Source organism: Mesorhizobium sp. WSM1343, assembly GCF_055901535.1.
The window spans coordinates 1,219,629-1,243,434 of the sequence record NZ_CM148370.1; the positions used below are offsets into that span (position 1 = coordinate 1,219,629).

General features: G+C 63.3%; 18 protein-coding genes. 7 read left to right on the forward strand and 11 right to left on the reverse strand.

The genetic code is table 11. The annotated features are described in order from the left end of the window. Positions 1-73: 73 nt before the first annotated feature. Positions 74-2,218, reverse strand: coding sequence for a TonB-dependent siderophore receptor (locus AC0NIL_RS05865; RefSeq protein ID WP_473572914.1), 2,145 nt, complete (start codon positions 2,216-2,218; stop codon positions 74-76). Positions 2,219-2,572: 354 nt separating this feature from the next. Between AC0NIL_RS05865 and AC0NIL_RS05870 the strand changes: the two genes are divergently transcribed. Continuing rightward, the gene (locus tag AC0NIL_RS05870; RefSeq protein WP_013529010.1) at positions 2,573-3,949 is read left to right on the forward strand and encodes an MFS transporter; all 1,377 of its coding nucleotides are present in this window, start codon (positions 2,573-2,575) and stop codon (positions 3,947-3,949) included. Positions 3,950-4,199: 250 nt separating this feature from the next. Here the strand turns inward: AC0NIL_RS05870 and purH are convergent, their stop codons facing one another. From purH to htpX, 4 genes are all read right to left on the reverse strand, one after another. Further along, on the reverse strand, positions 4,200-5,816 hold the full coding sequence (purH, locus tag AC0NIL_RS05875; RefSeq protein WP_473572916.1) for a bifunctional phosphoribosylaminoimidazolecarboxamide formyltransferase/IMP cyclohydrolase: 1,617 nt from the start codon (positions 5,814-5,816) through the stop codon (positions 4,200-4,202). 86 nt (positions 5,817-5,902) lie between these two features. Next, positions 5,903-7,627: a heparinase II/III family protein gene (locus AC0NIL_RS05880; protein ID WP_013529012.1), complete on the reverse strand. Its 1,725-nt coding sequence runs from the start codon at positions 7,625-7,627 to the stop codon at positions 5,903-5,905. A gap of 146 nt (positions 7,628-7,773) precedes the next feature. After that, positions 7,774-9,201, reverse strand: coding sequence for an RsmB/NOP family class I SAM-dependent RNA methyltransferase (locus AC0NIL_RS05885; RefSeq protein ID WP_224618842.1), 1,428 nt, complete (start codon positions 9,199-9,201; stop codon positions 7,774-7,776). Further along, positions 9,159-10,178 (reverse strand): zinc metalloprotease HtpX, encoded by a 1,020-nt coding sequence (htpX, locus tag AC0NIL_RS05890; protein ID WP_024504208.1) that lies wholly within the window; start codon positions 10,176-10,178, stop codon positions 9,159-9,161. Before htpX ends, AC0NIL_RS05885 begins: the two co-directional genes overlap by 43 nt. Before the next feature lie 105 nt (positions 10,179-10,283). Between htpX and AC0NIL_RS05895 the strand changes: the two genes are divergently transcribed. Further along, the gene (locus tag AC0NIL_RS05895; RefSeq protein WP_024504209.1) at positions 10,284-10,505 is read left to right on the forward strand and encodes a DUF1674 domain-containing protein; all 222 of its coding nucleotides are present in this window, start codon (positions 10,284-10,286) and stop codon (positions 10,503-10,505) included. A 7-nt stretch (positions 10,506-10,512) separates the two neighbouring features. Here the strand turns inward: AC0NIL_RS05895 and AC0NIL_RS05900 are convergent, their stop codons facing one another. Continuing rightward, positions 10,513-11,178, reverse strand: a complete 666-nt coding sequence (locus tag AC0NIL_RS05900; protein ID WP_063169463.1) for an HAD-IA family hydrolase — start codon at positions 11,176-11,178, stop codon at positions 10,513-10,515. A gap of 165 nt (positions 11,179-11,343) precedes the next feature. Between AC0NIL_RS05900 and AC0NIL_RS05905 the strand changes: the two genes are divergently transcribed. The 3 genes from AC0NIL_RS05905 to AC0NIL_RS05915 all read left to right on the forward strand — a co-directional run bounded on the left by AC0NIL_RS05905 (position 11,344) and on the right by AC0NIL_RS05915 (position 15,849). Then, complete coding sequence (locus AC0NIL_RS05905) at positions 11,344-12,213, forward strand: transglutaminase-like domain-containing protein (protein ID WP_013529017.1); 870 nt, start codon at positions 11,344-11,346, stop codon at positions 12,211-12,213. A gap of 524 nt (positions 12,214-12,737) precedes the next feature. Beyond that, complete coding sequence (locus tag AC0NIL_RS05910) at positions 12,738-14,216, forward strand: TadE/TadG family type IV pilus assembly protein (RefSeq protein ID WP_275953499.1); 1,479 nt, start codon at positions 12,738-12,740, stop codon at positions 14,214-14,216. Between the two features lie 364 nt (positions 14,217-14,580). Beyond that, positions 14,581-15,849 carry a class I SAM-dependent methyltransferase gene (locus AC0NIL_RS05915; protein WP_473572918.1) on the forward strand — a complete coding sequence of 423 codons (1,269 nt, stop codon included), beginning with the start codon at positions 14,581-14,583 and terminating at the stop codon, positions 15,847-15,849. 1 nt (position 15,850) lies between these two features. Here AC0NIL_RS05915 and AC0NIL_RS05920 read toward each other — a convergent pair whose 3' ends face one another. Further along, positions 15,851-16,594 (reverse strand): MOSC domain-containing protein, encoded by a 744-nt coding sequence (locus tag AC0NIL_RS05920; RefSeq protein ID WP_024504213.1) that lies wholly within the window; start codon positions 16,592-16,594, stop codon positions 15,851-15,853. Further along, a complete protein-coding gene (gene acs / locus AC0NIL_RS05925) occupies positions 16,594-18,549 on the reverse strand; it encodes an acetate--CoA ligase (RefSeq protein ID WP_013529021.1) in 1,956 nt (651 codons plus the stop codon). Before acs ends, AC0NIL_RS05920 begins: the two co-directional genes overlap by 1 nt. A gap of 302 nt (positions 18,550-18,851) precedes the next feature. Between acs and AC0NIL_RS05930 the strand changes: the two genes are divergently transcribed. After that, a complete protein-coding gene (locus AC0NIL_RS05930; protein ID WP_013529022.1) occupies positions 18,852-19,124 on the forward strand; it encodes an usg protein in 273 nt (90 codons plus the stop codon). 240 nt (positions 19,125-19,364) lie between these two features. Here AC0NIL_RS05930 and AC0NIL_RS05935 read toward each other — a convergent pair whose 3' ends face one another. Together AC0NIL_RS05935 and AC0NIL_RS05940 are read right to left on the reverse strand one after the other, a co-directional pair. Beyond that, entirely contained in the window at positions 19,365-20,399 is a 1,035-nt protein-coding gene (locus AC0NIL_RS05935) for an aldo/keto reductase (protein WP_024504215.1), read from the reverse strand. 51 nt (positions 20,400-20,450) lie between these two features. After that, a complete protein-coding gene (locus AC0NIL_RS05940; RefSeq protein ID WP_024504216.1) occupies positions 20,451-21,632 on the reverse strand; it encodes an MFS transporter in 1,182 nt (393 codons plus the stop codon). 119 nt (positions 21,633-21,751) lie between these two features. Between AC0NIL_RS05940 and AC0NIL_RS05945 the strand changes: the two genes are divergently transcribed. After that, positions 21,752-22,660 (forward strand): LysR family transcriptional regulator, encoded by a 909-nt coding sequence (locus tag AC0NIL_RS05945; protein WP_473572919.1) that lies wholly within the window; start codon positions 21,752-21,754, stop codon positions 22,658-22,660. A gap of 44 nt (positions 22,661-22,704) precedes the next feature. Here the strand turns inward: AC0NIL_RS05945 and AC0NIL_RS05950 are convergent, their stop codons facing one another. Further along, the gene (locus AC0NIL_RS05950; RefSeq protein ID WP_024504218.1) at positions 22,705-23,754 is read right to left on the reverse strand and encodes an aldo/keto reductase; all 1,050 of its coding nucleotides are present in this window, start codon (positions 23,752-23,754) and stop codon (positions 22,705-22,707) included. Between the last annotated feature and the right edge of the window lie 52 nt (positions 23,755-23,806).

Consider the following 23,806-nt stretch of genomic DNA (forward strand, 5'->3'; position numbering starts at 1 on the left):
ATGATTGCCACACGCATTGTCGGGTGCGTGTGGCGCCTTTTCCAATGTTATCGGCGCTTGGCGTTCAGCAAGCTCACCAGGAATGTTTGAGGGTGCCGACGATTTTCAGCCGGTCGCCGTAGAATTCGGTCCCGTAATAGCTGGTTGTCAGATACTTCCGGTCGAACAGGTTCGTTGCGTTCAAGGCCAACGTCACGTCCTTGGTCATCTTGTAGCTAATCGCCGCATCCACCAGTGCGTAGCCGCCAATCGAAATGGTGTTCGCGTCATCCCCGTAGGTTTGTCCGATATAGCGCACGCCACCGCCGATGGTCAGGTCGCCACGCGGTCCTTCCTCGGGAAGCGTATAGTCAACCCAGGCTGACGCCAGGTGGCGAGGAACGCGCTGCGGCCGATTGCCGGCATTCCCGCCAATGCCGTCTTCCAGGATCTCGGCATCCCAGTAGGAATAGGCAAGCGTCAGGTTCAGGTTTTCCGCGATGGCGGCCTTACCCTCGAGTTCGATGCCGCGGACGCCAACCTTGCCGATCTGCTGCTGGACAACAGGCGTGACATAGGTCGGAACATTGGTTTGGGTAAGGTCGAAGACCGCGGCTGTGAACAGGCCGTCGAAGCCGTCGGGCTTGTACTTGATGCCTGCCTCATACTGTTTGCCCTCCTGAGGCTTCAACGAGCCCGAGACCGCATACCCGTTGGCGCTTGGCGACACGAGCGGCTGGAAGCTTTCCGAATAGTTGGCGTAGACCGCGAGGTTCGGCGTGAATTTGTAGGTCAGGCCGGCGCGCTTGGTGAAGGCCGATGCGGTGTCGTCGTCCTGCGTTCCCAGATCGAGATAGTCCGCCGTCGTATGGACACGGTCCCAGCGCCCGCCCAGGGTGACGATCCAGCGGTCGTCAAACGTCAATTGCTCCTGGGCATAGACACCGACCGCCTGCTGCTTGACCCGCCAGTTCACATAGGGACCGAGGTTGATGCAGGACAGACCGCAATAGGTCGGGTTGTCGATGTCGATGGGGCCGGCGGTGCCGAAGAGGATGTTTTCGCGGGTCTTGTCGTTGGCGTAGTCGACGCCGACAAGCGTCTTGCTGGCGACCCGGTCCCAGCCCGTATCGTATTGCAACTGATTGTCGAAGGCATAGCGGTTGGACAGGCCGCCGACGGAAAATGCCGTGCGGTCCGCCGTGGGGTCAAGCGACGCGCCGTAGACCTCGGCGTAGTCGAGGCTCAAATGCGTGTAGCGGGCATTGGAGCGGAAGGTGAGATTCTCGTTGAATTCATGTTCGAACTGGTAGCCGATATCGACCTGCTCGGTGTTGAAGCGGTTGAAATCCGGCTCGCCCAGGAAGGTGCCGATGTCGATATTGGCGCCGGCGGGGGTGCCGCGTGCGCCTGTGCCATCTCGCTTGTAATAGTCAGTCAGGATGGTGAGCGAGGTTCCTTCCTCGGGCTTGATGGTCAACGCGGGTGCGATGTAAAGCCGGTCGTCGTTGGAATAATCCCATCCTTGATCGCCATCCTTGGCCAGCCCGGTAAGCCGATAGGTCCACACGCCATCGGCGTCGATCGGCCCGCCAAAATCAACGCCAATCTCCTTGGTGCCGTCGCCATAGGACGTGTAAATCTCCCCCTGCTTCTGGTCCAGCGGCCGCTTGGTGATGGCGTTCACCAGTCCGCCAGGACCGTTGAGACCAAATAGCGTCGATGTCGATCCCTTCAGGACCTCCACGCGCTGGAGTCCGTAAGGTTCGAGACGGCTGGCCGTGAACCAAGCGGGGATGCGCGCCGTCAGGCCGTCGCGATAGGTACCGAGCGATGTCTGGTCGAAACCGCGGATGCGAATATAGTCGTATCGGTCATCGTTGCCGAACTCGTCGGTGAGGACGCTGGATGTGTAGGCCACGGCCTGCTGGAGGCTTTCGACATGGCGCGCCTCCAGTTCCTTTTGGGTTACAACTGAAACCGAGGCGGGAACGTCGACGATCGGCATATCGGTCTTGGTGGCGGTCGCCGTATCCTTGGCGACGATCGTTTGATCGGGCCCGCCAACGCGGTCCGACTTGCCGGTGACGACGATCGTTTCCAGTTGAGTTGCATCGTCCGGCGAAACGTCCTGGGCCCGGCCGGTCCCCACCATTCCAAAAGATGCCGCTATCAAGGCACTGCTCGCAATCAATCGCCTTGCCTGAATGCGCAGCAATGCCTGTCGACCAATCGTCATCTCTTATTCCCTGTCAGACCAATTTCGAGCAATTCGGCCGGTCACCGTTCCGGCCCTGCGCGAGCGCAATTAGTCAAAGCGGACAAAAAGAGTCAACTTAATAATCAAGAAATCCACGCCGGCGACAATCGTTGCGAAGCAGGGGGTGGAGGACGGCGCCGGACCTACGGTCCGACTTCCCCCACGAGAAAAATACGGGCTTGGTTCGCGAAGCGGACGAAAGCGAGTTGCATGGCTTTCGAACAGTGAACGCCCGGCAGCGTCAAGGGTACGGCACCGAGCTTCGTTCATTGCATGAGCGCATGAAACATGCAGACATGGCGCCCGACACGGAACCGGTGCCGAGGGATCATGATGACGGTAGAGACAGTGCAGCGTGCGTCCGGGCGCGGCATCTGGGGATGGATGCTGTTCGACTGGGCGGCGCAGCCGTTCTTCACGGTCGTGACGACCTTCATCTTCGGACCTTACTTCGTCTCGCGCATGGCGAGCGATCCGGAGACCGGCCAGGCGGCCTGGGGCTACGGCATTGCCGCGGCCGGTCTTGTCATCGCCGTGCTGTCGCCTATCCTCGGCTCGATTGCCGACCAGACCGGCCCGCGCAAGCCCTGGATCGCATTCTTTGCCGCGGTCAAGGTCACCTGCCTTTGCATGCTTTGGTTCGCGGCCCCCGGTTCGAACCTTTTCCTGGTCGTGCTGTTCTTTTCGCTGGCGTCGGTCGCGGCCGAGTTTTCGACCGTGTTCAACGATTCGATGATGCCGCGCCTGGTGCCGAAGAGCGAGATCGGCCGAATCTCCAACATGGCCTGGGGCCTTGGTTATCTCGGCGGCATGATCGCGCTGATCTTCGTCGTCGCTTGCTTGGCCGGTTCGCCGGAGACCGGCAAGACGATCATCGGCACCGACCCGCTCTTTGGGCTCGACCCGAAGCTCGGCGAGGACGCGCGCGCAACCGGGCCTTTGTCAGCCGGCTGGTACTTCCTGTTCATCCTGCCGATGTTCTTTTTCACCCCCGATGCCATCAAGGGCCTGCCGATCGGCCCTGCGGTGCGAGAGGGGTTGGCGGAGCTGAAAGTGACGCTGGGCGAGGTGCGCAAGCGCAGCGGCATCTTCCGCTTCCTTGTCGCCCGCATGATCTATCAGGACGGTGTCAATGCGGTGCTGGCGCTGGGGGGCACTTTCGCAGCAGCGATGTTCCACTGGTCGATCACCGAAATCGGTATTTTCGGCATCATTCTCAATGTCGTCGCCATCTTCGGCTGCCTGGTTGCGGCCCGTCTCGACACGGCGCTTGGCTCAAAAACCATCGTCATGATCTCGCTGGTCCTGCTCAGCATCGCCACGATCGGCATCGTCTCGACCGGACCGGGCTATACTTTGTTCGGCCTCTGGATGATGCCTGGACCGGACAGTGGCGGCCTGTTCGGCACCGCAGCGGAAAAGGCCTACATCTTCTTCGGCCTGTTGATCGGTGTGGCTTTCGGGCCGGTGCAGGCGTCGTCGCGATCCTACATGGCGCGCAGCGTCACGGCGGCAGAATCCGGCCGCTATTTCGGCATTTATGCGCTGGCCGGACGGGCGACCAGTTTCCTGGCGCCGTTCATGGTCGCGTCCGTCACCCTGGCCAGCGGCTCGGCACGGCTCGGCATGGCGGTGATCGTGCTGTTCCTCGGGATCGGCATGGCGATCCTGGTCAAGACGCCCTATCCGGCGGACCGGCCGGCGGATTGAGTTCTTTCTTCCTTCTCCCCTGTGGGGTGAGCGGCCGGTTCGCGAAGCGAATTCATCGTGCCAGTGGCACGATGAAAGGCTGGCGAACGCCGGGACGCTGCGGAGCAGCGGGGACCCGGCAGGGCGGATCGTCTACCGCCCGGCCCTTCGCAGGCTCAGGGCGTTCGAAGCTCGAAAAGCCAGGCAATTGGCTTTTTCGTTCGCTGCGCGAACCGCTTCTCACCCCGCAAGGGGAGAAGGAAGAAGTGCGTCAATGCCTGAAATGCCGGACGCCCGTAAACACCATGGCGATGCCGTGCTCGTCGGCGGCGGCGATGACGTCCTTGTCGTTCATCGAGCCACCCGGCTGGATAACGGCAGTGGCGCCGGCGGCGATCGCCGACAGCAATCCGTCGGCGAAGGGGAAGAAGGCGTCGGAGGCGACGACCGAGCCCTTGGTCAGCGGTTCGGCAAGGCCGGCGGCCTCGGCGGCGTCGAGTGCCTTGCGGGCAGCGATGCGTGAGGAGTCGACCCGGCTCATCTGGCCGGCGCCGATACCGACGGTGGCGCCGTCCCTGACGTAGACGATGGCGTTGGACTTGACGTGCTTGGCGATGCGGAAGGCGAATTTCAGGTCGGCCATTTCGACCGGCGTCGGCGCCCTCTTGGTCACCACTTTCAGTTCGAGGTCGTCGACGACAGCGTTGTCCCGGCCCTGGATGAGCAGACCGCCGGCGACGGATTTGACCGTCGTGCCCGGCGTGCGCGGATCCGGCAGCCCACCGGTGACCAGCAGGCGCAAATTCTTCTTCGCCGCGACGATGGCCGCTGCCTCGTCAGTGGCGCCGGGCGCTATGATGACTTCGGTGAAGGTTTTTACGATCTCTTCCGCCGCCTCGGCGTCGAGGGTGCGGTTGACCGCGATGATGCCGCCGAAGGCCGAAACCGGGTCGCAGGCGAGCGCCTTGGCGTAGGCGGCTTTTAGCGAGGTGCCTTCGGCAACGCCGCACGGGTTGGCGTGCTTGATGATGGCGACGGCGGCGGAACGCGCCGGATCGAACTCGCCGACCAGCTCGAAGGCGGCGTCGGTGTCGTTGATGTTGTTGTAGGACAGCTGCTTGCCCTGCAACTGACGCGCCGTGGCGACGCCCGGCCGCTTGTCGCCATCGATATAGAAGCCGGCGCTCTGATGCGGGTTCTCGCCATAGCGCATCACCTCGACCAGCCTGCCGCCAAAGGCACGCCACGTCGGGTGTTCGATCTCGAGCGCTTCGGCGAACCAGCCGGAGATCGCCGCGTCATAGCTGGCGGTGCGGGCGAAGGCCTTGGCGGCCAGCTTCTTGCGGAAATCCAGCGACAGCGAGCCGATGTTCATCTCCAGCGCGTTCAGCACCGAGGCATAGTCGCCGGGATCGGTGACGATGGCGACATAGGCGTGGTTCTTGGCCGAGGCGCGGATCATGGCCGGGCCGCCAATGTCGATGTTCTCGACGATCGATGCGTAGTCGGCGCCGGAGCGGCGGACCTCCTCGAACGGATAGAGATTGGAGACGACGAGATCGATCGGCTCGATGCCGTATTTGCGCATTGCCGCTGAATGCTCCGGATCGTCGCGCACGCCAAGCAGCGCGCCATGCACGCCGGGATGCAAGGTCTTGACGCGGCCATCCATGATCTCGGGAAAGCCGGTGAGCTCGGAGACGTCGCGCACCGGAAGGCCCGCGTCAGAGATCGCCTTTGCCGTGCCGCCGGTCGAGACCAGCTCGACGCCTGCGGCTGCCAGCGCCTTGGCGAAATCGATGAGGCCGGTTTTGTCGAAAACGGAGAGCAGGGCGCGGCGCACGGGAACCAGGTCTGGTGCGGGAATGTTCTTGGCGGCGACGGCCATGGGCTGGCGGCCTTTCACGACTGGTGTGGTGGATGCCCGCGCCCGTAGCACATGCCGCCCGGAAATCAAACCGGCGGTCAGGTAGGTCAGTTGTTTTCCGGATAACCGGCGATGCTGGTGCGGGTCAGCTGCCAGTGGACTTCGGCGATTTCCGAGGCCTTGAAGGCAAGCACGATCTGGCGGCTGCGGCGCGGGCCGCCAAGACCGGCGAAATAGATCGATTCCTCGACCTCCGGCACCACTTCGGCCGATGTGAACACCCAGGTGTCGGCCTGATCGGCGGCCAGCACCAGGCGGTCATGCTCGTCCTGCAAAAGGTTGACATCGGGATGAACGTGGAAGCGGACGGTGACGAAGTCGCGGCCATTGTTGCGGATCGCGGCACTGCCGGGGCGCTGGAAGCGGTCCCGGCCGGCCAGCACATTGCCGTTCGACGACAGCTTCAGCTCGCGCTCATGCAGGAAACCAAAGCGCGCGACATAGCCGTCATGGCGGGCGATGAAACCCTGAACGCCTTTCTGATCGGTGCGCTTGCACTGCACATGCTGCGGGCCGCCGATCAACGGCGAACCGAGCAGGTCGTTGACGCGCAACGAGTGGCTGAAGCGCGCCGACGAGGTGTCGTTGATGGTGGCGGTCGAGTGCGCGGCGGTGGCGCGCGCCAGCGGCCGGAATTCAGCCGCGCCGTAGGTGTCGATGCCGGCATTGACGATGTAGTGCTGGCGCCCGGACGACAGTTCGAAGGCAAGGCAGCTGGCATGTGCGGCATTGGACACGTCGACCGGCGGCGGCGGGCCGGTGTCGGCGATGACCGTGGTGCCGCCCATAGACAGGCGCTCATAGCCGGAATGCGGCGCATGCAGCAGCGGCGCGCCAGCGGTGTCGTCGTGGCGCAGGATGGTGGCGATGCGGTCGTGGATGGTGGCGCCCATGCCGTTGAAGCGGGCGAGGCTGCCATCCTGATGGCGGAAGAAGCGCAGCGCCGGCAGCATGCGGTCGATGGCGCCGATCAGCGCCTGCGGCGGCGTTTCCGCCTGGTTGGCATAGGTCTGGCGCAGTGGCAGAAGGTCGGCGAGGATTTCCAGGACGACCATCGGATTGCGCGAAATGTGCCCGCCATCGGCGAGGATCTGGCGGTCGAGTTCCTCGGCAAGATTGCGGGTCGCGCCACGCAGCGCCGATGCCGGCGCCGGCAGGGACAAGGCAGCGAAGGCGAGCGCGATGCGGGCCCGCAGCCTGTCCTTGCCGTCGGGCATTTCGCGCGCCATCGACCTGAGGTAGCGGATCTGCATGGCAACCGATTTCAGGAAGGCGCGGTAAAATGGGAACTCGGCGCCCTGCAATACGACCGAGGAGTGCTGCAACCAGGCGATGATGCGCTTGGCCGTCGTGCCGGGCTCCCAGGCGATGCCGGAAATATGGCTGCCATGCATGGTGATCCAATCGGAGACCAGGGCGCGGGCATTGGCAGCGGCAAGCTCGGTGCCGGCGGCGCGCATATGGCGCAGCCAGCGAAAGCCGTGCAGCGTCTTCTGCCACCCGTGATTGGGCACGTTGATCTGGAAAGGCGACTTGCCGCCGGTCTCGACCAGATGCCCCGACAGGGGATAGCGGCCGTAATAGATCTCGAGTGCGATCTGCGGGTCGGCGAGGCGCAGGTCCGGCGGTGCGATCAGCACACGTTCCGGCGTGCGGCCGGAATAGCGCCAGCGATAGACAGGCCCGGCGCGCAGGCGCCGGCGCGTTTTGCGCCAGAACTCCTTCGCGACAAGCGTCCACAGACGCGTCGTGCTGCTGGCAGCCAGTGCCAAAACCCCTCCTGATGTCCTCTACCCCGGCGCCGAGTCTACATGATTGCACGATTCGTGCGAAGGCGAATTCCACGAGCCCGGGCCGGTTCACCTGCTTCTGCCCCCGGTCCTGCCTAAAAAAGGCAGCAAATCCGGCAGTTCAAGCCCTAGCCGGCTCGCCGCATGCGAGCGGCGAAGAAGCCGTCGAGGCCTGAGCGTTCCGGCGCGCCGAGGTCCAGGTCGGCGGGCGTGGTGCGCAGCGTGCCTTGCGGCGTCAGGAATGGATCGATGCCGGCGATCTCGCCTTGCAGCAGCGGATCATTGGTGATTTCAGGCGTGCCGGCGAGAAAGGCGCGACAGAGATCCTCGCCTTCGAGCGGATCGAGCGAACAGTTGGAAAAGACGATCCTGCCGCCGGGCTTCACCAGCGTCACAGTGCGGGCGAGCAGCCTGCGCTGCAGGTCGGCCAGTTTTTCGACATCGGCAGAAGTCTTGGTCCATGGCACGTCGGGGTGCCGCCGCACCGTGCCGGTCGACGAGCAGGGCGCGTCGAGGAGAACGGCGTCGAACAATTCCTTCGGCTCGAATTTGAGCAGGTCGGCCTGGACGATCTCGGCGGACAGGCCGAGGCGCTCGAGATTCTGCGTCAGCCGCGCAAGCCGGTTTTTTGACGTGTCGACGGCGGTGACCTTCGCGCCGGCAACGATCAGCTGCGCGGTCTTGCCGCCGGGCGCGGCGCAGAGATCGGCAACCCGCAATCCCGTGACATCGCCGAACAGTCGGGCGGGCAGGCTGGCCGCGGCGTCCTGGACCCACCAGGCGCCCTCGGCAAAGCCAGGCAATTCGGTGACAGGACCGACAAGATTCTCGACCCGCACCGTGCCGGTCGGCAGGACGATGCCGCCGAGTTTTTCGGCCCAGAGTCCGGGATCGGCCTTGACCGAGAAGTCGACCGGCGCCTCAACGCGGTGCGCTTCGAGGATCTGTCTGGCCTTTTCGTTGCCGTAGGTAGTCTTCAGCCTGTCGGAAAACCATTCGGGCGCCTCGTCGGTGGCGGCAAGGGCGGCAGGCAATTCCGTTTCCTTGGCCCGTGCCAGTGTGCGCAGCACGCCATTGACGAGGCCGGAGAACCGCACCGTGCGCGGATCGGACTTGGCATGGGTCACCGCAATGTCGACGGCGGCGCTGTCGGGAATATCGAGGAACAGGATCTGTGCGGCCGCCACATGCAATATGTGCGACAGCGCCGTGGCATTGGGCGGCAGCGGCTTTTCCAGGCGCCGCGCCAAGAGCCCCGATATGGTCATGCGATAGCGCAGCGCGGTGACCAGAATGGCGCGGACAAGGCCGCGATCGCGCAAATCGAGCGCCTTGTATTGCGGGTGGCCGTTCTCGTGATCGGTCAGCCCGTCAAGCGGTGTCCTGGCATCGATGACGGCGGCCAGCAGGCGGGCCGCTGCCTTGCGCGCGGCGAGACCGGCGACGAAGTCGCCGCCGTCCCTGTGTTCCTGATCACCTGAAACCGTGCGTCGAGGTCCTCTGTCCGCCACGCTCACGACCACCGGCCCCTGGGCCCGGTCGGATTGCGACCCCATGGGTTGGATTTGGGCTTGGCGGGCTCCGCCGGCTGCTCGGGCCGTGCTGTCTGATCCCACGGGCCGGATGGCCGCAGTTCGTCCGCCTGGCGTGGCGTTGGGGCCTGGCGCGGTGCAGCCCGGGTTTCGCTGCCGGCCATGTCGCGCGCCATCGCCTGCAAGGCTGCAATGCGGTTCTCAGTGGCGGGGTGGGTGGAGAACAGGCTGTCCATGCGCTCGCCGTGAAGGGGATTGATGATGAAGAGATGCGCGGTCGCGGGATTGCGCTCGGCATCGGGGTTGCGGATGCGTTCGGCGCCGCGGGCGATCTTGTCAAGCGCCGATGCCAGCCAGAGCGGGTGTCCACAGATTTCGGCGCCACGTCGGTCGGCCTCGTATTCGCGGGTGCGGCTGACCGCCATCTGCACGACCATCGCGGCAAAGGGCGCTACGATCATCGCCGCCAGCACGCCGACAAAGCCGAACGGATTGTTGTCGCGATTGCCACTGAAAAAGAAGGCGAAATTGCCGAGCATCGAAATGGCACCGGCAAAGGTGGCGACGATCGTCATGGTCAGCGTGTCGCGGTGCTGCACATGGGCGAGTTCGTGCGCCATGACGGCTGCGACCTCTTCAGGCGTCAGCGCCTGCAACAGGCCGGTGGAGGCAGCGACCGCCGCGTTCTGCGGGTTGCGGCCGGTGGCAAAGGCGTTCGGCTGCGGATTGTCGATCAGGTAGGTCTTCGGCATGGGCAGGCCGGCCTGTTTGGCGAGCGACTGGACGATGGCGTAATATTCGGGCGCGTTCTTCTCGTCGACCTCGACGGCACGGTTCATCGACAGCACCATCTTGTCGGCATTCCAGTAGCTGAACAGATTGGTGCCGGCGGCGATCAGCAGCGCGATCATCATGCCGCCGGTTCCGCCGATCAAAAAGCCGACGCCCATGAACAGCGCGGTCATCGCGGCAAGAAGCATGGCGGTGCGAAGTGTGTTCATCGTCTGCTCCTGTCCAGGTGATAGCGAAAAGGGGTCGATCCGCTTCGTCTCATCGCTATATGATGGGAAACACCAGTTCCCGTTTCAATCCGCTGGAAATATCGCATGAACGACGAAGCCAGTAAAACCGATGCCGAGCTTGCCCATGATGTCGAGCCAAAGGCGCTGACGCCGGAAGCCAGACGTGCGCTCGCGGAAGCCGAAGCAAGGCGTGTAAAGTACCTGGAAAAGGAAGCCTCGGCGCCGAAGGAAATCGGCGGCCGCGGCGGCAAGGAGCCCGGCCGCTACGGCGACTGGGAGGTAAAGGGCCTGACCAGCGATTTCTAGACGCGGCCTAGGCGGCGTTGCGCTGCGGCTCGAGCGCGATCCAGCCACGCTCGTCGACGGTGATGCCCACCATGTCGTAGCCCGCGATCGCGGCGTGTTGCGTTGGCAAGGGGTGCTTGTGCGTGGCGCTGATGACCATGACCGCCGCGCCCGCCGCTTCGGCTGCCGCTATGCCGGCCGGGGCATCCTCGAACACGAGGCAGTCGCGCGCGTCGAAGCCGAGCCGTTCCGCGCCAAGCCGGAAGCAATCGGGCGCCGGCTTGCCGCGGGAGACATCTTCCGCTGCGACGATGACGGCCGGGACGGGGATGCCCGCGGCCTTCATGCGCAACAGCGCCAGCTCACGTGGGGCGGAGGTTACGATCGCCCAGCGTTCGGGCGGCAGCGAATCGAGAAATGCCACGGCGCCGGCGATCTGGATAATGCCTTCGAGATCGGCCGCCTCGGCCTTCAGCAGCAGATCAGCCTCGTGTGCCGGGTCGACGCCCGGCAGCGCCAGGCCGGTGATGGTCTCGATCGCGCGTACGCCATGGATCGTCGGCAGGAAGGCAGCGACGTCGAGGCCCTGGCGGCGTGCCCAATCGCTCCACACCCGTTCCGCCGAGGCGATGGAATTGATGAGCGTGCCGTCCATGTCGAAGAGGAAGGCCGCGAATTTTCTGCTTGAATACATGATTTTCCTTGAGTCCGGGGAGCGCTGGTGGGGTTGCCGAACCTAACGTCTCGACCGCGGCAGGGGAAGACACGGGGTGGGCTTTTCGATCGGCCCAGGGAACCACGGTATCCTCCGGGCGTTTGGGAAGGACTGCTTCTCACAAGATCGAAGGGGGGACCAACGATGCTGATCCGGCTCGGCTATGAAATCGCCATCGAATGCGTAGCCGCCACGCCGGTGATTTCAGTGCTCGAGATCCATCGGGACAGGCAGGCTGATATCAAGCGGCAGACGCGGGTGCTGACCTCGCCCGCGGTGCCGACAAGGCTGTACCACGATCTGCATGGCAATGCCTGCCGGCGCTTCACAGCGCCCGCCGGTGGTTTTCGCATCCTGTACGACGCGGTCGTCGAGGACAGCGGCGAGACGGACGAGGTAAACACCCTGGCCAGGGAAGTGCCGGTGGCGGACCTGCCGGACGAAGTTCTCGGTTATCTCCTGGGCAGCCGCTATTGCGAGACGGATCATCTGAGCAGCCTGGCCTGGCAGCTCTTCGGCGACATTCCGTCCGGCTGGGCGCGCGTGCAGGCGATCGTCGACTATGTCCACAACCGGCTGTCGTTCGGCTATGGCTATGCGCGCTCGACCCGCACGGCGGCTCAGGCGCATGAGGAACGCGTCGGGGTCTGCCGCGACTTCGCTCATCTGGCGATCACGCTTTGCCGCTGCATGAATATTCCGGCACGCTATGTGAACGGCTATCTCGGTGATATCGGCGTGCCAGCCGATCCGGCACCGATGGACTTTTCGGCGTGGCTGGAAGTGTTCCTCGACGGCAAATGGTACACGTTCGATCCTCGCCACAACACGCCAAGAATCGGCCGCATCGTCATCGCCCGCGGCCGCGACGCCACCGACGTGCCGCTGCTGCATAGTTTCGGCGCCCACCGGCTCAGCCTGTTCAAGGTATGGACCTATGAACAGGAAGGCAATCTGTTCAACCCGCCCTACCACGGTATCGACAGGACCGTCGGCGCACAGATGCTGGCCTAAAGGTATGTCGATTCAGGTGAGGCCGGTCTGCAAATGACGGCTTTCTGAGCTTCCGGTGCTCACGGACCAAATGTCCGCTCCGCTCCGGTTCTCGAAAGCCATCATTTTCGACTTGGCCTTACCTGAATCTCAACACCCTCTTGAGGCGCGGCCAAAAGCGGCCCTGGTTTTCAAACGTGATGGCGCTTTGGTCTTTCGACGGCCGGAGGCGTTGGATCCGATCATTTCGCGCCTTGCAGTCTCGGGACAACTGGCCCGCTTCGGCACACGGACCCTGTCCCGCAACAGGACGTCATCGGGATTCCGTGATTGCTTCGTCTTGAGCATGGTAACCGGCTCGTAAACGCAGCCGCGGCCGCGCTTTTCTGTTTACCAGTCATTCACCTTTGCGGAGCTTGAAGCCGAACAAAAACAATGATTTGGCGGCAAGCGGCCGGCCTTCTGCCAGCCAGCGGCGTCATCCGGCGGGAATCCTGCATTGCCCTGTCCGCGGCGACGAGGCCGAGGCGAATGGAGGCTGTAGGATGCGGAATTACGGGGGTCTTGTTCACGCGGTCGGCGGGTTCGCCAGGGATCGCGGTGGAAATTTCGCAATCCTGTTCGGCCTCAGCGCCTCGGTCTTGGCGCTGGCTGTTGGCTTCTCGGTCAACGTATCGCAGCTCTACAATGCCAGATCGAGCCTCCAAGGCGTCGTCGACGCCGCGGTCACATCGACGGCACGCGACCTAACGACCGGCGCCATCAAGGAAGCCGATGCCAACAAATCGGTGCAGGCCTTTCTCGACGCCAACAGCCAGGCAGGCATTCTGCAGGCCGACCAGATCGTACTCGACAGGCTGATCGTCAACAGGACCGCCAAGACGGTCCAGGCTGACGCCCATGTCGATGTCGGGCTGTATTTCCCGATTTTTGGCACGGGCGACATGAAACGCGTCGCCGCCTCCACGACGGCGCTCTATTCGGACAAGACCGTCGAAGTGGCGATGATGCTCGACATAACGGGGTCGATGGCCAAGCGCGGCAAGGTCGACAAAATCGGCGATCTGAAAACAGCTGCAAAAAACGCCGTCCAGACGATGCTGCAGAAACAGGATCCGCAGAACCCCCGCATCCGCGTCGCGATTGTGCCTTACGCATCTGGCGTCAACGCCGGCAAGCTGGCGGAAAACGTCTATGCCGAAAAACAAGCCAGCACTGAGCTCCCACCCGTCGCCGGCAGTCCGCTTCTCGTCGCCAAGACGGGCAAAAATCTGCTGCCGTCGTTCAGCGACTACATCTCCATTGTCGGCGCGGCGATGCCACGCCCCGACAATTGCGCCACCGAGCGCAAAGACAAGAACGGCAACGCGGATATGAGCGCCGACGGCCCGGATACTGTTCGCACCGACGGGAACGGCAAGAAATTCTATGCCCTGGTCAACCGGGACGATCATCTCGGTGACGGGGACATGAACAGGTGTCCTGATGCGAAAGTGATCCCGCTGACCGCCGATTCCGATGCCTTGCTTGAATCGATCGAGGACTTCCGGGCCAATGGGTTTACGGCCGGCGCGATCGCCATTCAGTGGACCTATTATATGCTGTCGCCGCAATGGCGCACTGCGATCAGGAATGCCGGTCTTGGCAAGGGTGCCTCGGATGCCGATCCGAAGAAGATCGCCAAGGTCGCGATCCTGATGACCGATGGCCAGTTCAATACGGCCTTCGCCGGTGCTGGGGACAGCTACAACAGGCAGGGCAATCTTGCGCGCGGCAACGCCGAAACGCTGTGCGACAACATGAAAAACGACGGCATCGAGATTTTCACCATCGGCTTCGATCTGGACGACAAGGATATGTCGACAACCGAGCGGGACCAGGCAAAGGCGGTGCTGAAGGATTGTTCGTCGAAGGATACCTCCGGCGCCAAGAGGCATTTCTTCGACGTGTCCACCGGAGCCGAATTGGACGACGCCTTTCAGGAAATCATTCGCAACACCGAAAAGGTCGCATTGACTCAGTAGTCTGGTCCGCAAACGGAAAAGGCCGCCGCTTCTTTCGAAGCCGGCGGCCTTCCGTGTTTCCGTCCGTGGCGCGGCCCATGGCGATGACCTATCAGGTCAGCCGCCGCGCATTTCGCGCCTTAACGGGAAGACTGCTTCCCGAAAGTGCAATCCGCTGAGGCCACGTTCTGGAAAACGAAATCACTCGACATCGGATCACCTCCTTTCGATTTGTTGAACACATACTCATGATGGGGTGCATTGCAGCAAAAGACAAGGTGCAGGTCTGAAATTAACCAACGGGCGGGCCTGGTGCGGGCCGGCTTGCGATTGCCAGGCCGACCGGGCAAACTTCTGCCCCGGAGCCAGCATTCGGAGGAATCGCATGGAGGCAGCCGAAAAGGCCGCTCGCATCGTTCGGACGGTGATCGAAACATTGAAGCCGGGTTTTGCGGTCAGGCTGTGGACCGGGGAGCGGATCGGCCCCGCCACTGGTCCGGTGCTCACCATCAACGACCAGGACATCGTCTGGCAGATCGTGAAGCGACCGTCCCTGTCGACGCTGATCGAGATGTGGATTTCTAAGACGATCGACATCGAAGACGGGACGATCTTCGATTTTTATGCCCTGCCGTCGCAAGGCAAGCTCAGAACCAAGCTCAAGTCGCTGCCGAAAATGGCGATCCTGCGCGACCTGCCTTCCGTGCTTTTGGCACGCAAGCAGATGGGCGCGCGGACCGATCTGTCGGGGCGCAATCCCTATGTCAGCGGTTCGAGCCAGGAGGCGATCCAGCATCACTATGACATCTCGAACGCCTTCTACCGGCTCTTTCTCGACGAGCGCATGGTCTATAGCTGCGGCTACTTCAAGGATTTCGCCAATGGCATCGACGAGGCCCAGGTCGACAAGCTCGACCACATCTGCCGCAAGCTCCGGCTGAAACCGGGCGAACGACTGCTCGACATCGGTTGCGGCTGGGGCGCCATGCTGATCCATGCGGCGAAGAACTACGGCGTCGTCGGCCACGGTGTGTCGCTGTCGCAGGCGCAGACCGAGCTGGCCCGCGAACGCATTCGCGCCGAGGGGCTGGAGGACCGCATCACCATCGAGATCAAATCCTATGCGGAACTCACCGGCAGCTTCGACAAGATCTCGTCGATCGGCATGTTCGAACATCTCGGGCTCGCCAACCATGCGACTTATTTCAAGACCATTCATCGCCTGCTGAAGCCGGGCGGCATCTATCTGCACCACGCCATCACCCGGCGCAGCAAGGGCGACATCAAGAAGACCTTGCGCAAGGGGCCGGAGTTCAAGGCGCTGCTCAAATATATCTTTCCCGGCGGCGAACTCGACACCATCGGCATGACAACAGGCAATCTCGAGGCGCATGGTTTTCTCGTCTACGATGTCGAGAACCTGCGCGAGCACTATGCCCGCACCTGCAGGTTGTGGGCGGAGCGACTCAACGAAAGGTTCGACGAGGCTATCGCCGAGGTGGGCGAGGCCAGGGCGCGGCTATGGCTGCTTTACCTGACGGGCTGTTCGATCACCTTCGAGCGAGCCTCGGCACAGATTTTCCAGACCGTCGTGACCAAGCGCGCGCGCGGTCCAAGCGGCCTGCCGCCGACACGGGCGGATCTGTATCGATAGCTTACAGGAAGCGCATCGCGTCGCCGACTTCGACGCGCGCCGGCCTGTCGACCGTGCAATAGACGCCGAGATTGTGGGCGTTGTGGCGGACCAGGTTGCGCAGGATCGCCGGATCATGGTCGAAGCCATCCTGGGCGACGATGGTGAAACCGCAGCGGCGGCAGGGTTCCGAGATGGTCAGCAGGAGATCGCCGACGGCAAGCTTGCGGCCGATCCATTCCGTTTCGGGAAACGAGCCTTCGATCGCCGCCATGTCGACAACGATGTTGGGGCGGAAGCGGCGCGGGTCGGCGACCCCTTCCGGGTGCAATGCTTTCAGGCGTGCCAGCGAAGCCGTGGTCAACAGATGAATCGGCGCCTTGCGGTAGCGCTCCGCGGTCAGCGGGCCGGCATAGTCAGGCCCGGTATTCTCGCGGCGAAACGGACGGAGCGAGGCCTCGAAGCCGAGATAGGCCGACACCGCGCGGTCGCTCTCGATGCTTGGCGCGGCCAGCCAGTCGCCCTCGGGAACGGCAATCTCGAGTTCCAGGGTCGGCGACAGCCGGGTGCGGATGCGCGGCACCTTGTGCCATTTCGCGTCGCGGTCCGGTCGTGCGATCTCGTTGTCGGACACGTCGACAAGGCCGAACAGGCGGTCGCCGTCGATGCTCTCGACGTCGACCGAGATTGTTTTCAGGCGCTCGCCGGCAAGCGAACTCGCCGGATAGCGCCAGAGTTCGCTGACAGTGCCCAGCGCGGCCTGCATCAGCTCTTCTTGTTCTGCCGGTTGGCGACCAGATCATCGACGACGGCCGGGTCGGCCAGCGTCGAGGTGTCACCCAGGGCAGAAAAATCGTCCTCGGCGATCTTGCGCAGGATGCGACGCATGATCTTGCCGGAACGCGTCTTCGGCAGGCCCGGCGCGAACTGGATCTTGTCGGGCGAAGCAATGGCGCCGATCTCCTTGCGGACATGGGCAACAAGCTCCTTGCGCAGCTCTTCGGTCGGTTCGGCACCCTTCATCAAGGTGACGTAGCTGTAGATGCCCTGGCCCTTGATGTCGTGCGGATAGCCCACGACCGCGGCCTCGGAAACCTTCTCATGGCTGACCAGCGCCGATTCGACTTCGGCCGTGCCCATGCGGTGGCCGGAAACGTTGATGACGTCGTCGACGCGGCCGGTGATCCAGTAATAGCCGTCGGCGTCGCGGCGGCAGCCGTCACCGGTGAAGTACTTGCCCTTGTAGGTCGAAAAATAGGTCTGCACGAAGCGGTCGTGATCGCCATAGACGGTGCGCATCTGGCCCGGCCAGGAATCGGTGATGCACAGATTGCCGTCGGCCGCACCTTCCAGCACCTTGCCCTCGCCGTCGACCAGCTGCGGCTTGATGCCGAAGAAAGGCCGCGTCGCCGAACCCGCCTTGAGGTCGGTCGCACCTGGCAGCGGCGTGATCAGGATGCCGCCGGTCTCGGTCTGCCACCAGGTGTCGACGATCGGCACCTTGCCGTTGCCGACGACGTTGAAATACCACTCCCAGGCTTCCGGGTTGATCGGCTCGCCGACCGAACCCAGCACGCGCAGCGACTTGCGCGACGTCTTCTTCACGTGCGCATCGCCGGCGCCCATCAGCGCGCGCAACGCCGTCGGCGCGGTGTAGAAGATATTGACCTTGTGCTTGTCGATGACTTCCCAGAAGCGCGACTGCGACGGATAGTTCGGCACGCCTTCGAACATCAGCGTGGTGGCGCCGTTGGCGAGCGGGCCGTAGACGATGTAGCTGTGGCCGGTGACCCAGCCGACATCGGCGGTGCACCAGTAGATGTCGCCGTCATGGTAGTCGAAGACATATTGGTGGGTCATCGAGACGTAGACGAGATAGCCGGCGGTGGTGTGCAGCACGCCCTTCGGCTTGCCGGTCGAACCCGACGTGTAGAGAATGAACAGCGGGTCCTCGGCCTTCATCTTCTCGGGCTTGCATTCGGCTTTCACCGTCGCGATCTCGTCGTGATACCAGACGTCGCGGCCTGAAACCCAGCCGGTCTTGCCGCCGGTGCGTCGCACGACCACCACCTTTTCGACTTTCGTTCCGGCTTTCGCGGCGATCTCGATCGCCCTGTCGGTGTTTTCCTTCAAAGGGATCGGCTTGCCGCCGCGCAGGCCTTCGTCAGCCGTGATAACGAAGGTCGACTTGCAGTCGTCGATGCGGCCGGCCAGCGCATCCGGCGAGAAACCGCCGAAGACGATCGAATGGACGGCGCCGATGCGCGTGCAGGCCAGCATCGCATAGGCGGCTTCCGGGATCATCGGCATGTAGATGGTGACACGATCGCCTTTCTTGACGCCGTGTTTCTTCATCACATTGGCGAGCCGGCAGACATGCTCGTAGAGCTCGTTATAGGTGACCTTCTTGTCGTCGTAGGGATTGTCGCCTTCCCAGATGATGGCGGTCTGGTTGCCGCGCTTCTTCAGATGCCGGTCGATGCAGTTGTAGGAAACGTTGGTCAGTCCGTCCTCGAACCATTTGATCGAGACCTTGCCGTCGAAGGAGGTGTTCTTGACCTTGCTGAACGGCTTGAACCAGTCGATGCGCTTGCCGTGCTTGCCCCAGAATTTGTCCGGGTTCTTGACGCTGTCGGCATACCATTTCAGGTAGGTGTCATTGTCGATCAGCGCGTTTTTCTTCCACGCCGGCTGGACGCGATGGACATGAACCTCGGACATTCCTGACTTTCCTCCCGAACCAATCGCCGGCTTGAAATGCCGGCGGGATCGCGGCGACACGGCCGCGAATTCGGCGGCATTATTACTAGTTCCGCCGTTACGGCAACATTAGACGTTGGATTCGCGCGGCGGGATGCCGCAGGGAGCTTCTCCAGGGCTGTCAGCACTCGAAGAGGTGCGCTGCTAACTGCATGTTTTCGCAAGCTAAAGCCGGTTCAGATGAAGAAAAAATCAATAGACGGTTAATCAGCGGCGCGCACAATCAGCCGTGGGAGGACAGGCGAATCAACCTGGGGACCGTCATGCGCGACCATGCCGAAATGGACCTGATGCTCAAAGGCTATGGCTTGACCACTGCCAAGATTCTTTATCACTTTCCCGATCACCCGCATCTGCTGCAGAGCTTCATCTGGCAGGACTACGATCTCGCGCCGAAGTTTCCGGTGCTGATCAAGTTCATCGAATTCTGGAAGGCCAAGCTGGACGGGCCGCTGCATTCGATCAGCTACACCCACCAGAAGCTGATCGCGCCGAATGAATGGCGCAAGGTGGATGGGGAGTTTGTGCTGCACTAGGGGCAAGTTTCGCAGCAACGGCTTCTTGAGGTCGGCGTTCTACGACGCCCCCCTCTGTCCTGCGGACATCTCCCCCTCAAGTGGGCAGATTGGCAGCTCCACCGACAACGCCGCCCCTTGTTACGCCTGCGATTGGCGAAAGTCGCCGCGACATCCGATCTCCCCCCTTGAGGGGGAGATGTCCGGCAGGCCAGAGGGGGGCGCTGGCCGCGAACCTTGCGCCATGACGGCCCGATGCGCTCAAACCACCGGCGGGTTCAACCGGGCAAAGCCTTCCTGCCGCCGATACGGGAAGTACGGGTAGGGCGCGGTGACTTCGCTTGCCGCGTCGAGCTGCCTTATCTGCTCCGGCGTCAAGGTCCAGCCGACGGCACCGAGGTTCTGGCGCAACTGCTCCTCGTTGCGGGCGCCGATGATGACCGACGATACGGTCGGGCGCTGCAGCAGCCAGTTGATGGCGATCTGCGGCACGGTCTTGCCGGTTTCCTCGGCCACGACATCGAGGGCATCCATCACTCGATAGAGATGCTCGTCCTCGACCGGCGGACCGAAGCTTGCCGTGTCGTGCAGCCGGCTCTGTTCCGGCAGGAGCTGGCCACGGCGGATCTTGCCGGTCAGGCGGCCCCAGCCAAGCGGGCTCCACACCAATGCACCGACACCCTGGTCGAGGCCGAGCGGCATCAGCTCCCACTCATAGTCGCGGCCGACCAGCGAATAGTAGACCTGATGGGCGACATAGCGCGGATAGCCTTGGCTGTCGGCTTGCGCCAACGACTTCATCACTTGCCATCCGGAGAAGTTGGAGACGCCGACATAGCGCAGCTTGCCGGCACGGATCAGGTTGTCCAGCGTCGACAGCACCTCCTCGATCGGCGTGCCGGCATCGAAGGCGTGTAGCTGCAAAAGGTCGATGTAGTCGGTGCCGAGGCGCCTCAGCGCATCATCCACGGATCTGATCAGCCGCGAACGTGACGAGCCGTAATCGCCCGGCCCATCGCCCATCGGCAGCGCGGTCTTGGTCGAAATCAGCACGGCATCGCGGCGGCCTTTTATCGCGTCGCCAAGCACCTGTTCAGAAGCGCCGTTCGAATAGACGTCGGCCGTGTCGAACAAATTGACACCAGCCTCCAGGCAGATGTCGATCAGCCGCCGCGCTTCCCTGGCGTCGCTGTTGCCCCAGGCGCCGAACAGCGGGCCGGAACCGCCAAAGGTTCCCGCGCCGAATGAGAGTGCGGGCACTTTCAAGCCCGATGCACCGAGACGTCGATAATCCATCTTTTTACTCCTGGTGGTATGAAGGGTGTCGGAAGGGTTTGCCGAGGGTAGTCACGAGCGGATGGAGGCAGGTGCGCCGAGCGCCGGGGTACGATCGAGACGCAGCGCCAGTCCGGCCACGCCGAGCGCCGTGAGCGGCAGCAAGGCGGCGACCCAGGTCAGGGCACCCAGGCCAAGCCCTTGGGCAATCACCGCGCCGCCAAGCCAGGCGCCTGCGGCGTTGCCGAGATTGAAAGCGGCGATGTTGAAGGACGAGGCGAGGCTCTGGCCGGCACCTTGCGCCTTGTCCAGCACCCACATCTGCAGCGGCGCCACGGTGGCAAAGGCGGCGGCACCGAGCAGGCCGACATAGATGACGGCCATCACCTGGCTGTGGATGGCGAAGGTCATCGTTGCGAGCACCAGGGCCAGCACCACCAGACTGCCCAGCACGGCCGGCACAAGCCAGCGGTCGGCGACCTTGCCGCCAAGCAAATTGCCGGCGATGAGACCGCCGCCGAAGACGAGCAGGATCGGCGACACGGCTGCTTCCTTGAAGCCGCTGATCTCGGTCAGCAACGGAGCGATATAAGTGAAGACGGCGAAGACGCCGGCATAGCCGAGCACGGTGGTGGCGAGGCCGAGCAGGACGGGGGTGCGGCGCAAAACGGCGAGATCGGCGCGCAGGTCGCTCTTTTCGGGCGCCGTCCGGCTGCGTGGCACCAGAGCCAGGATGACGGCGAAGGCGGCCACACCGACCACTGTCACGGCCCAGAAGGTCGCGCGCCAGCCGAAGGCCTGGCCGAGCCATGTGCCGAAGGGCACGCCGAGGATGTTGGCGATGGTCAGGCCGGTGAACATCAGCGCGATCGCCGAGGCTTGTCTGTTGGGCGCGACCAAGCCGGTGGCGACCACCGAGCCGACGCCGAAGAAAGTGCCGTGGGCAAAGGCGGTGATGATGCGGGCGCCCATCAGCGTCCAGTAGTCGGGCGCCAACGCGCAGGCGAGATTGCCGAGCGTGAAGATCGCCATCAGCGCCAGAAGCACGGTCTTGCGCGGCCAGTTGCCGGTGGCGATGGTCAGCAACGGCGCGCCGATGACGACGCCAAGCGCATAGCCCGAAATGAGCTGGCCGGCAGCCGAGATCGAAACGCCGAGATCCTTGCTGACATCGAGCAGCAAACCCATAATGACGAATTCGGTGACGCCGATGCCGAAGGCACCGGCGGCGAGGGCGTAGAGAGCAAGAGGCATGGCGGTTTTCCACTTCGATGCGAAGAGCGCCGTCCCGCGCCCCGACCCCTGAGATCGTGCTTCCCTGCATTGTGAACCAGACTTGCCTTGGGCATATTTTCTGTGAAATAGATTCATAAATGGCCAGGCCCGACATCAATCGCTCCGGCGAGATCGAAGTGTTCGTGCGCGTCGTCGAGGAAGGCAGTTTCTCCTCCGCGGCACGCGCGTTGCGCATGACGCCGTCGGCGGTGAGCAAGCTGATCGCGCGGCTGGAGGCCCGGCTTGGCGCGCGGCTGGTCAGCCGCTCGACGCGAAAGCTGCAACTGACGCCGGAAGGCACAGCATTCTACGAGAGCGGCCTGCGCATCCTCGCCGACATGGCGGCAGCCGAGCAGGAGGCAGCGGCGGGTGCTTCACCGCGCGGACGTGTGCGCATTAACAGCTACGTGCCCTTCGGGGTGCATCGGCTGGTCCCGCTTCTGCCTCGGTTCCTGGAACGCTACCCCGAGATTTCGGTCGATCTGGTGCTGACCGACAGCGTCGTCGACCTGATGGCGGAGCGCGCCGATGTTGCCATCCGTGCCGGGCCATTGAGTGGGTCACGGCTGGTGGCGCGCAAGCTCGGGCAAAGCCCGGTGGTCGTTGTTGCAGCACCTTCTTACCTCGATACGCACGGCATACCGCTGACGCCAGCCGATCTCGACAGGCACAACCGCATGGGCTTCGGCTTCGTCAGGCACCTCGATGGCTGGCCGTTCCTCGACGCGGAAGGCCGCGCCATCATGATTCCGATCACCGGCAACACGCTGGTCAGCGATGGTGAGGCGATGCGGCTCATGGCACTGGCGGGCGCGGGCATCGCCCGGCTGGCGCGCTGGCATGTGGCGGAAGACATAGCGGCCGGCAGACTGGTGCCGCTGTTGGAGGCATTCAATCCGGGTGACGAGGAGCCGACCCACGCCGTCTATGTCGGCCAGGGCCGGCATCTGCCGGCGCGGGTGCGCGCCTTTCTCGATTTTCTGGTCGAGACCGTGCGGATGGCCTGACATCTCCGGAGCCACGGCTCCCGAGATGTCAGCGTGGGCTGTATTTATGCTTTCGGCGTGAACGCCGCCGGACGGCGGCCCGCTGCCTGGCGCTCCAGCATCCAGCCTGGATATTCGGACGGCAGCGCGCTGACCTCGTCGAGGCGGGCGAGATCGTCGGTGTCGAGCTTCACTTCAGTCGCTGCGAGGTTCTGTTCAAGCTGGTCCATGCGGCTGGCGCCGATGATGACGCTCATCACGAAGGGCTTGGCCAGGACATAGCCGAGCGCCACCGTGGCGACGCTCACATCATGTTTTTTGGCTATGTCGCGCATGACGGCAACGGCCGCCCAGGCGCGGTCCTCATTGACCGGCGGGAAGTTGAAGGACGCGCGGCGGCCTTCGCCATTGCCGGGTGCGCCGGGGCCATATTTGCCGGAGAGCAGGCCGCCGGCCATCGGCGACCACACCATCAGGCCGAGTTTTTCCTCGTTGAGCAGCGGCACGATTTCGCGCTCGAGATCGCGGCCGGCGATCGAATAATAGGACTGCACGGTCTCGAAACGGGCGAAACCCTTGCGCTCGGCGATGCCGAGCGCCTTGGCGATGCGCCATGCCGCCCAGTTGGAGACGCCGACATAGCGGACCTTGCCGCTGGCAACGAGATCGTCGAGCGCTCGCAGCGTCTCGTCGATCGGCGTCACCGTGTCGGTGCCGTGCAACTGATAGAGATCGATATGGTCGAGCTGCAGCCGCTCCAAGCTGGCATCGATCGAATCCATGATGTGGCCGCGTGACGAGCCGCGCTGGTTGGGGCCTTCACCCATGGCGCCATGCGCCTTGGTGGCGATGACCACATTCTGCCTGTTGATCTTGAGATCCCTGAGCGACTGGCCGAGCAACCGTTCGGATTCGCCAAAGGAGTAGACGTCGGCCGTATCGAAGAAATTGACGCCGGCGGCAAGCGAATGGGCAACGATCTCGTTGACGCCCTTCTGGTCGAGGCTGGCGATCAGGCCCCATTGGGCATTCTGGCCGGCGGCGCCGAAGGTCATGGTGCCGAGGCACAGTTCGGAGACGAACATCCCCGTATTTCCAAGCTGGTTGTAGCGCATGGTGGCGGCTCCAGAGAGTTTGTGACGACCCAAAGCAAATAGGAACGGTACG

Bases quoted from the DNA above. Each gene is read 5' to 3' on its own strand.
- AC0NIL_RS05865 (WP_473572914.1), bottom strand. From the start codon at position 2,218: ATGACGATTGGTCGACAGGCATTGCTGCGCATTCAGGCAAGGCGATTG.
- AC0NIL_RS05870 (WP_013529010.1), top strand. From the start codon at position 2,573: ATGACGGTAGAGACAGTGCAGCGTGCGTCCGGGCGCGGCATCTGGGGA.
- purH (WP_473572916.1), bottom strand. From the start codon at position 5,816: ATGGCCGTCGCCGCCAAGAACATTCCCGCACCAGACCTGGTTCCCGTG.
- AC0NIL_RS05885 (WP_224618842.1), bottom strand. From the start codon at position 9,201: ATGGGGTCGCAATCCGACCGGGCCCAGGGGCCGGTGGTCGTGAGCGTG.
- htpX (WP_024504208.1), bottom strand. From the start codon at position 10,178: ATGAACACACTTCGCACCGCCATGCTTCTTGCCGCGATGACCGCGCTG.
- AC0NIL_RS05895 (WP_024504209.1), top strand. From the start codon at position 10,284: ATGAACGACGAAGCCAGTAAAACCGATGCCGAGCTTGCCCATGATGTC.
- AC0NIL_RS05900 (WP_063169463.1), bottom strand. From the start codon at position 11,178: ATGTATTCAAGCAGAAAATTCGCGGCCTTCCTCTTCGACATGGACGGC.
- AC0NIL_RS05905 (WP_013529017.1), top strand. From the start codon at position 11,344: ATGCTGATCCGGCTCGGCTATGAAATCGCCATCGAATGCGTAGCCGCC.
- AC0NIL_RS05910 (WP_275953499.1), top strand. From the start codon at position 12,738: ATGCGGAATTACGGGGGTCTTGTTCACGCGGTCGGCGGGTTCGCCAGG.
- AC0NIL_RS05915 (WP_473572918.1), top strand. From the start codon at position 14,581: ATGGAGGCAGCCGAAAAGGCCGCTCGCATCGTTCGGACGGTGATCGAA.
- AC0NIL_RS05920 (WP_024504213.1), bottom strand. From the start codon at position 16,594: ATGCAGGCCGCGCTGGGCACTGTCAGCGAACTCTGGCGCTATCCGGCG.
- acs (WP_013529021.1), bottom strand. From the start codon at position 18,549: ATGTCCGAGGTTCATGTCCATCGCGTCCAGCCGGCGTGGAAGAAAAAC.
- AC0NIL_RS05930 (WP_013529022.1), top strand. From the start codon at position 18,852: ATGCGCGACCATGCCGAAATGGACCTGATGCTCAAAGGCTATGGCTTG.
- AC0NIL_RS05935 (WP_024504215.1), bottom strand. From the start codon at position 20,399: ATGGATTATCGACGTCTCGGTGCATCGGGCTTGAAAGTGCCCGCACTC.
- AC0NIL_RS05940 (WP_024504216.1), bottom strand. From the start codon at position 21,632: ATGCCTCTTGCTCTCTACGCCCTCGCCGCCGGTGCCTTCGGCATCGGC.
- AC0NIL_RS05945 (WP_473572919.1), top strand. From the start codon at position 21,752: ATGGCCAGGCCCGACATCAATCGCTCCGGCGAGATCGAAGTGTTCGTG.
- AC0NIL_RS05950 (WP_024504218.1), bottom strand. From the start codon at position 23,754: ATGCGCTACAACCAGCTTGGAAATACGGGGATGTTCGTCTCCGAACTG.